Source organism: Acinetobacter sp. ANC 4805, from assembly GCF_022549495.1.
Taxonomy (GTDB): Bacteria; Pseudomonadota; Gammaproteobacteria; order Pseudomonadales; family Moraxellaceae; genus Acinetobacter.
The window spans coordinates 228,653-241,924 of record NZ_JAKZGD010000006.1; the positions used below are offsets into that span (position 1 = coordinate 228,653).

Annotated in this window: 15 protein-coding genes and 1 tRNA gene; 13 read left to right on the forward strand and 3 right to left on the reverse strand. The window is 37.9% G+C overall.

Annotated features, from left to right (window positions below; all coding sequences use genetic code 11):
* Position 1 precedes the first annotated feature (1 nt).
* Positions 2-250: a YfhL family 4Fe-4S dicluster ferredoxin gene (locus MMP60_RS10375; RefSeq protein WP_241336185.1), complete on the forward strand. Its 249-nt coding sequence runs from the start codon at positions 2-4 to the stop codon at positions 248-250.
* Between the two features lie 57 nt (positions 251-307).
* On the opposite strand, the gene glyA is transcribed toward MMP60_RS10375, so the two are convergent.
* Positions 308-1,564 carry a serine hydroxymethyltransferase gene (glyA, locus tag MMP60_RS10380; protein WP_241336186.1) on the reverse strand — a complete coding sequence of 419 codons (1,257 nt, stop codon included), beginning with the start codon at positions 1,562-1,564 and terminating at the stop codon, positions 308-310.
* Between the two features lie 240 nt (positions 1,565-1,804).
* Positions 1,805-3,085, reverse strand: coding sequence for an alpha/beta fold hydrolase (locus MMP60_RS10385; protein ID WP_241336187.1), 1,281 nt, complete (start codon positions 3,083-3,085; stop codon positions 1,805-1,807).
* 265 nt (positions 3,086-3,350) lie between these two features.
* Here MMP60_RS10385 and MMP60_RS10390 point away from each other — a divergent pair, with 265 nt between their 5' ends.
* From MMP60_RS10390 to MMP60_RS10405, 4 genes are all read left to right on the forward strand, one after another.
* Positions 3,351-4,043 carry a 3'-5' exonuclease gene (locus tag MMP60_RS10390; RefSeq protein WP_241336188.1) on the forward strand — a complete coding sequence of 231 codons (693 nt, stop codon included), beginning with the start codon at positions 3,351-3,353 and terminating at the stop codon, positions 4,041-4,043.
* Between the two features lie 128 nt (positions 4,044-4,171).
* Entirely contained in the window at positions 4,172-4,753 is a 582-nt protein-coding gene (locus MMP60_RS10395; protein WP_241336189.1) for a hypothetical protein, read from the forward strand.
* Positions 4,754-4,875: 122 nt separating this feature from the next.
* A tRNA-Arg gene (locus MMP60_RS10400) sits at positions 4,876-4,951 on the forward strand.
* A gap of 261 nt (positions 4,952-5,212) precedes the next feature.
* Positions 5,213-5,482 (forward strand): integrase arm-type DNA-binding domain-containing protein, encoded by a 270-nt coding sequence (locus MMP60_RS10405; RefSeq protein ID WP_241336190.1) that lies wholly within the window; start codon positions 5,213-5,215, stop codon positions 5,480-5,482.
* A 9-nt stretch (positions 5,483-5,491) separates the two neighbouring features.
* On the opposite strand, the gene MMP60_RS10410 is transcribed toward MMP60_RS10405, so the two are convergent.
* Positions 5,492-5,833: a hypothetical protein gene (locus MMP60_RS10410; protein ID WP_241336191.1), complete on the reverse strand. Its 342-nt coding sequence runs from the start codon at positions 5,831-5,833 to the stop codon at positions 5,492-5,494.
* Between the two features lie 360 nt (positions 5,834-6,193).
* On the opposite strand from MMP60_RS10410, the gene MMP60_RS10415 reads away from it, so the two are divergent.
* From MMP60_RS10415 to MMP60_RS10450, 8 genes are all read left to right on the forward strand, one after another.
* Positions 6,194-7,129 (forward strand): ABC transporter ATP-binding protein, encoded by a 936-nt coding sequence (locus MMP60_RS10415; RefSeq protein WP_241336192.1) that lies wholly within the window; start codon positions 6,194-6,196, stop codon positions 7,127-7,129.
* Entirely contained in the window at positions 7,126-7,899 is a 774-nt protein-coding gene (locus MMP60_RS10420; protein ID WP_018679968.1) for an ABC transporter permease, read from the forward strand. The genes MMP60_RS10415 and MMP60_RS10420 overlap by 4 nt, the downstream gene beginning before the upstream one ends.
* Positions 7,896-8,711, forward strand: a complete 816-nt coding sequence (gene queF / locus MMP60_RS10425; protein ID WP_241336193.1) for an NADPH-dependent 7-cyano-7-deazaguanine reductase QueF — start codon at positions 7,896-7,898, stop codon at positions 8,709-8,711. Before MMP60_RS10420 ends, queF begins: the two co-directional genes overlap by 4 nt.
* A 33-nt stretch (positions 8,712-8,744) precedes the next feature.
* Positions 8,745-9,404 (forward strand): hypothetical protein, encoded by a 660-nt coding sequence (locus MMP60_RS10430; protein WP_241336194.1) that lies wholly within the window; start codon positions 8,745-8,747, stop codon positions 9,402-9,404.
* A 195-nt stretch (positions 9,405-9,599) separates the two neighbouring features.
* Positions 9,600-10,742, forward strand: a complete 1,143-nt coding sequence (gene rodA / locus MMP60_RS10435) for a rod shape-determining protein RodA (protein WP_241336195.1) — start codon at positions 9,600-9,602, stop codon at positions 10,740-10,742.
* 19 nt (positions 10,743-10,761) lie between these two features.
* Positions 10,762-11,763 carry a lytic murein transglycosylase B gene (mltB, locus tag MMP60_RS10440; RefSeq protein ID WP_241336196.1) on the forward strand — a complete coding sequence of 334 codons (1,002 nt, stop codon included), beginning with the start codon at positions 10,762-10,764 and terminating at the stop codon, positions 11,761-11,763.
* Between the two features lie 286 nt (positions 11,764-12,049).
* Complete coding sequence (locus MMP60_RS10445) at positions 12,050-12,661, forward strand: septal ring lytic transglycosylase RlpA family protein (RefSeq protein WP_241336197.1); 612 nt, start codon at positions 12,050-12,052, stop codon at positions 12,659-12,661.
* A gap of 151 nt (positions 12,662-12,812) precedes the next feature.
* Complete coding sequence (locus tag MMP60_RS10450; protein ID WP_241336198.1) at positions 12,813-13,253, forward strand: Mpo1-like protein; 441 nt, start codon at positions 12,813-12,815, stop codon at positions 13,251-13,253.
* Positions 13,254-13,272 lie beyond the last annotated feature (19 nt).

Here is a 13,272-nt window from a genome sequence, read left to right on the forward strand (position 1 = left end):
TATGGCGCTCTTGATTACAATGGCCTGTATCAATTGTGATATGTGCTTACCTGAATGTCCAAATCAAGCCATTTATGAAGGTGCAAAGGTTTACGAAATTGACCCTTTACGTTGTACCGAATGTATTGGGTTTTACGATGCCCCAACCTGTTTAGCCGTTTGCCCAATTGACTGTATTCAGCTTGATCCTCAACATACCGAAACTCAAATAGAGCTCTTAGCAAAGTTTAATAACTTAAAAATTATTTAGAAATAAAATTATAAGTATAAAAAAAGCGCCTTACGGCGCTTTTTTTATATATACAAATTAGTTTGCATATACTGGGAATTTTGCACAAACAGTTGCAACTTTAGCTTTCACATCAGCGATAACTTGTTCATTACCTTTGCTATCAATAATGTCAGCAATCCAACCTGCTAGCTCACGTACTTCAGCTTCACCGAAACCACGAGTTGTCACAGCAGGCGTACCAATACGGATACCAGAAGTCACAAATGGCGAACGTGGATCATTAGGAACAGCATTTTTGTTTACTGTAATATGAGCAGCGCCTAACCATGCATCAGCATCTTTACCAGTAACATCTTCTTGCTTAATTAAAGACAATAAGAATAAATGGTTGTCTGTACCACCAGAAACAACGTCGTAACCACGAGCAATAAACACTTCTGCCATTGCTTGTGCATTTTTAACAACTTGTTGTTGGTATTCTTTATATTCAGGAGCCATTGCTTCTTTAAAACAAATTGCTTTAGCAGCAATCGCATGCATTAAAGGACCGCCTTGGTTACCAGGGAAAACAGCTGATTGCAGCTTTTTCTCGATTTCTTCATTTGCTTTCGCAAGAATTAAACCAGAACGTGGACCACGAAGTGTCTTATGAGTCGTTGTTGTTGTTACGTCAGCAATTTGAACTGGGTTTGGATAAACACCAGCAGCAACTAAACCAGCAACATGCGCCATATCAACAAATAAGTAAGCACCTACTTGATCAGCAATATCACGGAAACGTTGCCAATCAACAACACGGCTGTACGCAGAGAAACCAGCAACGATCATGCGTGGCTTATGTTCTAAAGCTAAACGTTCAACTTCTTCGTAATCAATTTCGCCTGTTTCAGGGTTTAAACCGTACTGAACTGCGTTATAAGTTTTACCAGAGAAGCTAACTTTAGCACCGTGAGTCAAATGACCACCGTGAGCCAAACTCATACCTAGTACAGTATCGCCTGGGTTAAGAAGCGCTAGATAAACAGCAGAGTTTGCTTGTGAACCCGCATGTGGTTGTACGTTTGCATAGTCTGCACCAAACAACTCTTTTGCACGGTCAATTGCAAGTTGCTCAACAACATCAACATATTCACAACCGCCATAATAGCGTTTGCCAGGATAGCCTTCTGCATATTTGTTTGTAAGTTTTGAGCCTTGTGCTTCCATTACAGCTGGTGAACAATAGTTTTCAGAAGCGATTAACTCAATGTGTGCTTCTTGGCGATCGCCTTCTGAAACAATCGCTTGAGCTAATTCTGGATCAAATTCAGCAATAGAAATATTGGCAAACATTAGCGGGGGTCCTATAAATTAGGGCTTTTAAGCCGTGCTAAAGATTGGTGCGAATTATAGCATGAAGTTTACTGTTACAGAGATTGATATTTATTTAATTATTCGTGAATTTTGTTCATCTGATATATCCGTTGCGCTTTTATCCAAAAGCAGTCCCTTCTTTTTATATAACACCAAAAGCTTTGCACTGAGACTTAAGCCCAATCTCCAAAATATAGAAATTGGGCTACATCTCACTGCTTATTGTTTAACGATTTGGTTTGATGGCATAAGTACATTGACATCTTGAACAATATTGCCAATATTTGAAGAATAAGCAGTTGTGTGATCCCACTCTCCTACTCTGTAATTAGAACTTGGGATTGCAGTTCCAACAGATTGAGCTGAACTGACTAGAAAATCTGTAATTTGTTTAGGTACAGTTTGATCTAGAATACCTTGATAAATAATAATCGGTGTTGTTACCTTTTTCTGTAACGGCTGTGAGTCTTTTGTCAAGAAAGTATTAACACTTGGTATTTTTATAAAATTAGTTTTCGTTCTAGGATATCCTTGAAGCGTATTATTATTAGCTAAATACGTATTCATCGCCCCCTTAAATCTATCGCCTAACACATTATAACAAGCAGAATTTGCAGAAGAGGTTTCAGCAGTCGCTGCTATCAAATCAGTTGGGGAGTTAAATACATCACTAAAGTTTAGATTTGGATTCTGATTTTTTAAACCTGCTGTAATTAATGCGGCAAATGTATCTAATGGAGCTAAAATTGCTATTTGAACTTGATCTGGTTTTCCAGCTGCTACCCCCTCTCCATTGACAAAAATAGCCTCAAGATTAGATGCAGGTGCCACGGCAACCGTACCTTTATAGTCTAATTTTGCGCGGCTTGCATATTGCGCAGCACCAAGTACAGCTTGCCCACCTTGAGAATGCCCAACAGCAAGCCATTGCCCATTGGTCTTTTTATTTAAACTGGTTAAGTACGCACGTGTAGCGACAACGGCATCGGTAATTGAATAAGCTTCACTTTTGACATTCAGGAATGGATGAGCGTCTTGTTCACTTGGTTCACCTAGTCCTTCATAATCAGGGGCAACAACAACATATCCAGAAGCTAACAGTGCTTTTAATAATACTTCATTGCCACCCAAACCTTGGCGACTTGGGGCACATTTATCCGCAACACCCGTTGTACCATGCGCCCAAACCACAATAGGCCAGCCATTTGTAGGTTGCATAACTGAAGCGGGCGGCGTAAATACAAGTGCTGTTGCAAATACTTCTTTATTATTAACACCTAACATCTTATATGTCATGACAACACTATTAGATGAAGCAGCAGCATCAGCCATGCCGTTTAATTCATAGTTTTTAGGAATCCCTACCACAGGATCCTTAATATTATTTTCAGGAATCTCAGGTTTTGGTACAAATACTGTAGATCCATCATCATCGCCACCACAAGCTGTCAAAAACAAAGTAGTGCTCAGCATTGCAACCGTTAATAGTTTAATTTTCATTTAGTTTTTCCTTAACTATTTTATTTTTGGTTTTATCCTTAGACTGAGTTTATCTAAGGTCATTACATTCACAAGAATTACGCCTATTACGAAATTGTTTCAAGTATTTTTTTATATTCCTTTATTTTTGCATTTTATTTATCCAAGGTTTGACTAAATTCTTCAAAATTCGGCCTCTCTAACGATGATTAAACACAGCTGATCGTTAATTTCTTGTAAGATAATCAACCATAAAACTTATCCCTACGCTATTAGGATTCATGCTATGCAAGCCATTATCTTAGATACAGAAACCCATACTTTAAATGGTTTGCCAATTGAAATTGCCTACGCACCTATCCATATAGAAAATGGCAAATTAAGTTTGGATAAAAAACAAATTTTTGATCAACTCTATCAGGTTGGACAACCTATCTCTTATGCTGCGATGGCAGTCCATCATATTTTAGAATCAGATTTAATTGATCAACCCTTTTATAATGAATTTCAACTCCCTGAACAAACCACCTACATCATTGGTCATAATGTTGATTACGATATTACCGCGATCGAAAAATGTGGTGTCGATACCTCCAAATTAAAACCGATTTGTACTTTAGCACTAGCTCGTCGTGTTTGGGAAAATGCCGAAGCACATAACATTTCAGCATTAATCTATTTAATTTCTAAAGGTAGTGATAAGGCACGAGACATGCTTAAAGGTGCACACCGAGCAGATGCAGACATTATTCTTACTGCCAATATCTTGATGCATATTATTCATCAATTGAATATTCAAAATATTGAACAACTTTATATTGCCTCTGAAGAAGCCCGCATTCCAAAAAGCATTACCTTTGGTAAACATAAAGGCACAGCCATCCAAGATCTTCCCACTGACTATATTCAATGGCTATTACGTCAGGATGACCTTGATCTGTACTTGCGCAAAGCCTTAGAAACAAAATTAATGAAATAAATCGTTGCATTTAAGCATTCCATTATTTCAACCAAGACAATGATATTTAATAAATTGTTAACACTACTGTCATTTTTTAACCTTATCTTAATCTTTATTCCAAATCTTAATTGGGTGGAGATTAAGACATGTCTCATTTTTTTAAAACAGAACTTGGGCAAAATGCCTTACAACAACGCGATACAGCACTCACTGCACGTCAACGTCGTTTATTACTTTTAATTGACCATGAAGATTTTCAAGAGCTTGATCATGGTTACAGAGAAAGGATTGCACCAACTGAATTAGTGCAACAACTGATTGATATGGGCTTATTAGCTCATCAGCCATTAGAACCGATAGAAATCGAAGAAGTACAAGAAGTCATTCAGCCTCCTGAAAGCAATATATCACCGTCAATTGAAGTCTCTCCAGTTATAAAGACTCCTGTTGAAATCGTTCCTATTCCATCCCCAAGCATTGAACCTGAAGTTATTGCGCTAGAAAAACTTCCTTTTGTCGAAATTCAACAAGTTATGATTCAAACGCTAACAACTTATTGTGGTTTGATGGCTCGACCTTTGATACAAAAAATACAGATGATCAAAAACTTGCAGCAATTAAAAGCATGTCAAATGCAATGGATTACATTCTTACAAGAGTCACGTATTCCTCCAGCACAACTCAATCAGACATTGAAACTAATTAATTATTCGGTACAACATTTATAATCTATTTGCTGAAAATATACCCAGACCAAAATCAAAACTGTTCTTTTAATAAACAAGAAACATCTTTGTTTCACTGTATATATTTACCTACCTGATTTTTTTGCCTATGATGTGGCACGCATGCGCTCATAGCTCAACTGGATAGAGTACAGGTCTCCGAAGCCTGTGGCGTGGGTTCGAGTCCCGCTGAGCGCACCAGATTTGATTTTCAATACTTCTCAATTCATATCAAAACCATTGCAATACAATACTTTTGATTGAAGTTTATTATCACAACTTCCCCTGCTTTCTCATCAATTACCGCATAAATTGCGGTAAGCCCTAAATTACTCAAAAAAGTTACCGTAAAGATACCAAAACAAGTCATATTAGTCTTACAGATACTCGCTTCGTTCTGCCATCACTTCACATAAGAAAAATGATGAAAAAACATTACTAGAGCTTGCTGATGGCAATGATTTGTACCTAATTATTGAGAAAAATAGCAATACTTACTGGTGCTTTGACTATACAAGACCAATTACTCGAAAAAGAAATAGCATGTCCTTTGGCATATACCCTGATGTTTCATTAGCTGATGTAAGAGAAAAGCGTGCTGAATGCAAAAAACTGATTACTCAAAATATCGCCCCTTTTACTGAAAAGAAATGCGATATGGGAGTCTCCTGTAATTTCAGCACACATCAATTTGCTCCAATAAAAAATCATATTTCTAAAGCATCAATTTGATGAATATTTCTAGTCAAGAATATGTCTTAGCACTTCCTCTTCTTCAAATGAACTAGGATATTCATTAGATCTATCATATTCTTTCATTCTCATTTCATGATCAAACCTTTCTGACTCACGTCTAGCTTCTTCATTTTCAACTCTTCGCTGTTGATCTTTTTTAGCTTTCTCAGCCGCTTCTTGTGCCAACTTTTCTCGACGATCCACTTCTAATTGAGCCATTTTTTGCATGTATTGTTGAAATTGCTGTTGTTTTTCTTGCTCCCTTTTCAATCTATCATGATTAGATTTCCAAACAATCCCAAACATCAAAGGTAAAATAAGCATCAGAATAAGGTAAGTTTTATTCATTAATTTACTATCCAATTTAGATATTTTTAATGAAATTAAATCTCTAAATTTAATTCACTTCAAAATACTTCTTACATCCAGCCAGCTATTCCTTAGATATAGGTGGCTCATGAGGGTTTTCTGTATTAGCCAAATATAATCTTCAGCTCGTTTAAATCCACTATCAGATGGATAAGAATAACCATAATACCCATCTGCGTTAATCGTGTATGGTAATCCTCCCTAAAAATAAGAAATTCTTATGATCTACCCTGTTATTCAATCGTTCCATTTTTGACACATCATAAACATATTTTTCTACTTGGTTTATTTTTTCATATCGCTCAAAATACCCATTCTATTTAACAACGTGAGACGTTCATGACTGATGCTTTGGTGTTGAGCGATTTGTCCAAAACTTATCGTAATGGTTTTCAGGCATTAAAAGGTATTGATTTAACCGTACCTGAGGGCGAATTTTACGCATTATTAGGCCCTAATGGTGCAGGTAAATCGACAACGATCAGTATCATTAGCTCTTTAACCAAAAAAACATCGGGTACAGTGGAGATTTTTGGGCATAACTTAGATACCCATCCATCCCACGCAAAACAATGTCTTGGTGTTGTTCCTCAAGAATTTAACTTTGGGCAATTCGAAAAAACCTTCGATATTCTAGTGACCCAAGCAGGCTATTACGGCATTCCTAAGAAACTCGCAGAACAACGAGCTGAGTTCTATTTAGAAAAACTCGGTTTATGGGAAAAACGTAATATTCAATCACGTATGCTTTCAGGTGGTATGAAACGCCGTCTGATGATTGCACGTGCCATGATGCATGAACCTAAGTTGCTTATATTAGATGAGCCAACTGCGGGTGTAGACATTGAGTTACGTCGTTCAATGTGGGATTTTCTCACTGAAATGAATGAAAACGGTACGTCTATTATTCTAACGACTCACTATTTAGAAGAAGCAGAAATGCTGTGCCGTCGTATTGCGATTATTGATCGTGGTGTGATTAAAGAAGATACCACCATGAAAGGCTTCCTCAATCAACTCAATGAAGAGTCTTTCATTTGTGATCTGGCGAAACCGATTGAAACACTGCAACTCGATATTCTTGGGTTCAAGTTTAATTTAATTGATCCTGTGACTTTAGAAATCACCATGGACAAAGCGCATACCATGAATGATCTGTTCTTATTGCTACAATCGCAAAATATCCAAGTGAGCAGTATGCGTAATAAATCCAATCGTTTGGAAGAATTGTTCGTGAAAATGGTCGAGAAGAATCTTGCAGGAGCGAATCAATGAATTTCAGTCAATTAAAAACCGCACTTTGGACTTTGGTTGTTAAAGAAATTCGTCGTTTTATGCGAATTTGGCCACAAACTTTGTTACCGCCTGCCATCACTATGAGCTTGTACTTTGTGATTTTTGGTAATTTAGTTGGCTCTCGTATTGGTGAAATGGGCGGCTTTAGCTACATGCAATTTATTGTGCCTGGTTTAATCATGATGGCCGTCATTACGAATAGTTATGCCAACGTTTCATCCAGTTTTTTTAGTGCCAAATTCCAAAAAAGCATCGAAGAATTGATCATGAGTCCTGTGCCATTACATTTAATTCTTTGGGGTTATGTGATTGGTGGTGTCAGCCGTGGTGTCTTGGTTGGTCTAATTGTAACGATCATGAGTTTATTCTTTACCCATTTAGAAATTTATAATTTATTTGTGACTATATATACAGTCATCATTACTTCATTATTATTCTCACTTGGTGGTTTCATCAATGCTGTCTATGCAAAGTCATTTGATGATATTTCAATTATCCCAACTTTTGTATTGACGCCACTCACCTATTTAGGCGGTGTTTTTTATGCGATTAGTGCGCTCAGCCCATTTTGGCAAAATCTGTCTTTAATTAATCCAATTGTATATATGGTCAATGCCTTCCGTTTTGGCATTTTAGGGCATAGCGATGTGAATGTGACCTTCTCGTTAAGTATCGTTACGCTCTGTTGTGTTGCGCTGTATGCAGTTGCTTATCATTTATTAGCTCGTGGTTCAGGAATGCGTGAATGAGTGTTGAATTTTCTTTATTGGGTAAAGATACCGAATACCCAACCCATTATCAGCCAGAAGTATTATTTCCAATCGCTCGTGCTGAATCTCGCCAACAATATGCGCATATTGAAGGGGTTACTCAAGGCAAAGACTGGTGGCATGTTTTTGAAATTTCATGGTTAAATCAGATTGGCTTACCGCAAGTTGCGATTGGTCGTTTAACTTTGCCTGCCAATTCCCCGAACTTGATTGAATCAAAATCACTTAAACTCTACTTCAACAGCCTGAATTTCACTCAATTTGAATCTAAGCAAAATTTCATTGAAACCGTTGAGCAAGATTTATCTAAAGCGGCTGGTGCAAAGATTGAACTGCAACTGTTTCAGGTCGATGATTTAAATATCTCTAAACCACAAGGCATGTGTATTGACGATCTAATTCCAGAGCGTTTGTCTGAGCATCCTGATGCGACATTGTTGCAATTTGATACCACGAATCCAGAGCATGTCGAAGTTGAGCTGTACTCTCATTTACTCAGAAGTAATTGCCCTGTCACAGGACAACCCGATTGGGGCACTGTTTTTATTCGTTTTCAAGGTAAAAAACCTTGTTATCGCAGTCTATTAGCCTATATTATCTCGTACCGTCAGCATAATGGTTTCCATGAGCAATGTGTTGAGCAAATATTTGCTGATCTTTGGCAATTGCTTCAACCAGAAAAGCTGATGGTCTATGCAACGTATACTCGTCGAGGGGGCTTGGATATTAACCCATGTCGAGTATCCGATTTGTCATGGATGCCTGAGCCAATTCGCTTAGCGCGACAATAAAACGAATAAATTTGATATAGAGGACGTTCTTCAATGACCAGTTATTTCGGTATTCTTCCATCGGCAACGTTGAGCCAGGATATTCAACTTGCTCAAGCCAACCGTGACAGTAAAGAGCCACAATACCCTTTACGTGACAAAATTTCTCTACAGCTTACTGATGAGTTAATTGACACCATGTTGGTTCATTTGGTTCAACAATTTCCACCAAGTGATAAACGAGATACCACTGAAGAACTTGCTCAAAAAATTCGTAGCATCGTTTCAACATTAATGAAGCAATTGTTAGGCAAAACTTCGAATGACCAAGTTTTAGAATCATTGGCATTCATGGAAAAAAGTTTGTTTACTGACAATGAAGGTAAACAACGCATTGGTGCTGTCTTGCCTGACAACCTTGTGGTTGAAATGAAAAAGAGTTTTGCTGAAGTTGCTGCTGGAAACGGTAAAGAACAACGTGATGCACTGACTCAGCAATTTAAATCTTTTGCTGATGCTTTAATCCAGCATTTTATGACTGAGTACAATAAAACACTCGGTCTAGGTATGGTGAAGCGTGGTGTTGCAAGTGTTGCAACAAGCGCTGTTGAGACTGCGGTTCATATTGTAATTAAGAAGCTTATTCCGAGTTTAAGCCAAGCTGAATTAGATGTATTTACAAAGCATTTCGATCAGTTATTGGTTCAAAAATAAGCCCTAGTTAATCAAAAAGCGACTATAACAATATAGTCGCTTTTTTATGCATAAAAGAAACAAGTTCGATAAATATAAAGGTCTTCATTTCTCGTTCAACACGCTCTGTTGTATGACCGAACAAAGCGCTACTTTGGTCTTGCTCATGTTTATGTTAGCATTCGCGAAGCGTTGATTTACTAGATTTAGAATCGCATGTCTCCAAGTTCACAATACAAATTTTTACGTCAAGCTCCTCGTGATGGCTTAAGTACAGCCGCACACCCCTCTCGTTGGCAACAATTACATATTGATCCTTGGCTTTGTTTATTTTTAGTTCTAAATGCCTTACTTGGATTAACTGTCCTATATAGTGCTTCGGCACAGGATGTCGGACTTGTCAGCAAACAGGCGATGAGTTTTGGAATCGGTTTTGTGGTCATGTTCAGTTTGGCACAAATTCCACCGAAAGTTTATCAAGCATTCTCCCCCTACTTTTATATATTCGGCGTACTGTCACTGGTTGCAGTGGTTATTTTTGGTGAAGTGCGTATGGGTGCACAACGTTGGATTGATATTCCTGGTTTCGGAAGTGTGCAACCCAGTGAATTTATGAAAATTGGCATGCCGATGATGATTGCTTGGTTTTTATCACGTAAAGCATTACCACCAAGCCTTTCACAAGTTGTTTTGTCTTTAATGCTCATTGTTGTACCTTTTCTACTGATTGCAGAACAACCCGACTTGGGTACATCTTTACTGGTTCTTGCCAGTGGTATTTTTGTGCTGTTTTTAAGTGGATTATCATGGCAACTTATTGCTGCAGCAGCAGGTGTTGCTGCGGTTATTATTCCAATTGCATGGGAGTTTTTACTCCATGATTATCAACGTCAACGTGTTCTCACACTTTTAGACCCTGAAGCAGATGCATTAGGTACGGGTTGGAACATTATCCAATCAAAAACTGCTATTGGCTCAGGTGGTTTTTCAGGTAAAGGCTTCTTAGAAGGAACTCAATCCCATCTGCACTTTTTACCCGAAGGTCATACCGACTTTATTATTGCTGCTTATTCAGAAGAGTTTGGTTTAATTGGCGTTACTCTGCTCATTTTACTTTATTGCGCGATTATTTTTAGAACATTCCAGATCGGCTTACAAAGCTTTCATAACTATGGTCGCCTAGTCGCTGGTGCATTTGGTTTGTCATTTTTTGTTTATGTATTTGTAAATGCGGGAATGGTCAGTGGTATTTTACCTGTAGTCGGTGTGCCGTTACCTTTCATGAGCTATGGTGGAACAGCAATTATTACCCTGATGTCAACTTTTGGACTGGTTATGTCTATTCATACACATCGATAATGAGGAATTTTATAAACACATGTTTCTTCCTAATTTAAATAACACATTTAGACTCCTCGCTTTAACTGCTAGCTTGTTCTTAAGCAGCAATTGGGCACAAGCAAATGACTTTTATACTCACCCCAATTACGTTGCTTTTAAACAAAAAGCGATGACCACCTATGGATTGAGTAGCGAACAAATTGATGCTGCTATGAGTGGCGCACGCAACTTACCTAATATTCTCACTATTATGACCCGCCCTGGTGAGAGTAAGCCTTGGTATGACTATCGTTCAATGTTTCTTGTTGAAGGTACAATTCAACGTGGGGCTAACTTTAAAAACCAGTACGAAGATGCACTGAATCGCGCAGAACAGCAATTTGGCGTACCCAAAGCAGTCATTCTAGGTATTTTGGGTGTAGAAACAGGTTACGGCGCAAATAAAGGGGCTTTCATTACTCGAGATGCACTTGCAACCCTCGCCTTTGGCTATCCACGTCGTGCTGACTATTTTAGTGATGAATTAGCAGCATTGATCGCATGGACATATAAAGAAGGCTATCCAACCAATAGTATTGTAGGTTCTTATGCAGGTGCAATTGGCTACCCTCAGTTTATGCCAAGCAACATTCAAAAATTAGGGGTGGATTATGATGGTAATGGTCATATTGATTTAAGAAACTCAGCGACTGATGCTATTGGTTCTATCGCCAACTATTTAGCTCAGCATGGCTGGCAACGTGATCGCCCAATAGGCTTCCCTGCACGTTACTTGGGTAACAACCCAGAAAGCATTATTGCTAAAGATTTAACACAACCAACCCCCTATGGTGAGTTGAAAAGATTAGGGATTTCTCCTATTGATCCTTTGGTAAAAATTGATGACTTAGACTTAGTCAACGTCATCCAATTACAAGACCAATTTGGTCCAATCTACTACATTACTTACCCTAATTTCCAAGTGATTACGACCTATAATAAAAGCCGTATGTATGCAACTGCTGTATGGTTATTAGGCACTGAAGTTGCTAGCCGCTAGGTTAGCTTTTTCACAAGATTATGAAAAGTCAATAATTTTTTTATTTAAAAAGTATAGATATGCAGCAAAATTAATTTCTTGTTACAATATTGATTATTTTTTGACCACAAACTGTAAGTTTTTGCCCTTTTTGTAACTATTTATCGTTAAAGACTAGACACACTTCGTAAGCGATGAATATTATCCACTCAAGTAAAGTAATTGCAAAAGTGAATAATTAGACATGTGCACTATATTTCAAAGTGGTTTTTGAAATAGAAAAGCATGTTCTCTAGGAGTTTATACAATGCAGTTTTCGCTAAAATATATTATAGCGCTGACAGCAGGCTTAAGTTTAAGCCCGTTACATGCTGAAATGGTACAATCGACATCAATCAATAATGATGTGGATGGTTCTAATTTAGCTGCCCGCGTATTGAGTAAAGATTCTCAAAATTTTAATTCGCGTTTTTCTAACGTTAATAGTCTTTCAATCACTGAGAGTTCAGGTGACCAAATCCGTCGCCAAACGATTGCTGCAAAAATTGATATTCCTGAAGACGAGCCTTCAGTGATTGAAAAACTGAATACTGTTGCTTCAAATACCGTTCGCAAATTCAGCCAAAATGGCGTTGCATCATGGTATGGTCGTCAATTTCATGGTCGTAAAACCGCAAGTGGTGAAACATTCGATATGAATGGATTAACTGCCGCACACCGTAGCCTTCCTTTAAACTGTTATATCCGTGTAACAAACAAAGACAATGGTAAAAGTGTTGTTGTCAAAGTAAACGATCGTGGTCCTTTCCATGGTAACCGTGTTCTAGATTTATCTTATGGCGCTGCAAAGCAACTAGGAATGTCTGGTTCAGGTACAGGTAATGTCAGCATTGAACGAGTGGATGGACCTAGCTCTTAAGTACATTCATTTATCTCCAACAAAAGCTACTTGATGTGGCTTTTGTGTTTTCTATTGCATACACATATTAGAGTCCATTGAATCATTTTGACCCTTATTCTTTTCTTCGGTATATTGAATAAATAAAAATGAATACTGCAAGGAGCGCGCTGTGAAATCGATTGATGAATACAGTGATAGCCATCAAAACCAAACCAATAAAAAAATTCACTGGGTTTGTGTCCCGGCTATTCTTTTTTCCATTATTGGCATTCTTGCCCATTTCAGCACCCTACTCACCGCATTACTACTTGTACTCACTTTGGTTTTTTATGCACGCCTAGACATCGTGCTTGCAGTAGCGATGGCGGTATTGTTAGTAGTTATGGCATGGCTGATCGTAATCCTGCCTGTAGGCGTTGGATTCTATATCGGTATTTTTGTGGTGGCATGGATTGGGCAATTTTATGGGCATAAAGTAGAAGGTAAAAAGCCTTCTTTCTTTAAAGACTTACAATTCCTCCTGATTGGTCCTGTATGGTGTATGGATGCCTATTTAGCTAAAGTACTACCTAAGTGGAAATCTCGTCAAAAATTGGCGCTTACAAGCTAATTTAGAGCATATAAATAGA

Bases quoted from the DNA above. Each gene is read 5' to 3' on its own strand.
- MMP60_RS10385 (WP_241336187.1), bottom strand. From the start codon at position 3,085: ATGAAAATTAAACTATTAACGGTTGCAATGCTGAGCACTACTTTGTTT.
- MMP60_RS10445 (WP_241336197.1), top strand. From the start codon at position 12,050: ATGCAGTTTTCGCTAAAATATATTATAGCGCTGACAGCAGGCTTAAGT.
- MMP60_RS10410 (WP_241336191.1), bottom strand. From the start codon at position 5,833: ATGAATAAAACTTACCTTATTCTGATGCTTATTTTACCTTTGATGTTT.
- MMP60_RS10430 (WP_241336194.1), top strand. From the start codon at position 8,745: ATGACCAGTTATTTCGGTATTCTTCCATCGGCAACGTTGAGCCAGGAT.
- MMP60_RS10420 (WP_018679968.1), top strand. From the start codon at position 7,126: ATGAATTTCAGTCAATTAAAAACCGCACTTTGGACTTTGGTTGTTAAA.
- queF (WP_241336193.1), top strand. From the start codon at position 7,896: ATGAGTGTTGAATTTTCTTTATTGGGTAAAGATACCGAATACCCAACC.
- mltB (WP_241336196.1), top strand. From the start codon at position 10,762: ATGTTTCTTCCTAATTTAAATAACACATTTAGACTCCTCGCTTTAACT.
- MMP60_RS10390 (WP_241336188.1), top strand. From the start codon at position 3,351: ATGCAAGCCATTATCTTAGATACAGAAACCCATACTTTAAATGGTTTG.
- MMP60_RS10415 (WP_241336192.1), top strand. From the start codon at position 6,194: ATGACTGATGCTTTGGTGTTGAGCGATTTGTCCAAAACTTATCGTAAT.
- MMP60_RS10375 (WP_241336185.1), top strand. From the start codon at position 2: ATGGCGCTCTTGATTACAATGGCCTGTATCAATTGTGATATGTGCTTA.
- glyA (WP_241336186.1), bottom strand. From the start codon at position 1,564: ATGTTTGCCAATATTTCTATTGCTGAATTTGATCCAGAATTAGCTCAA.
- MMP60_RS10395 (WP_241336189.1), top strand. From the start codon at position 4,172: ATGTCTCATTTTTTTAAAACAGAACTTGGGCAAAATGCCTTACAACAA.
- rodA (WP_241336195.1), top strand. From the start codon at position 9,600: ATGTCTCCAAGTTCACAATACAAATTTTTACGTCAAGCTCCTCGTGAT.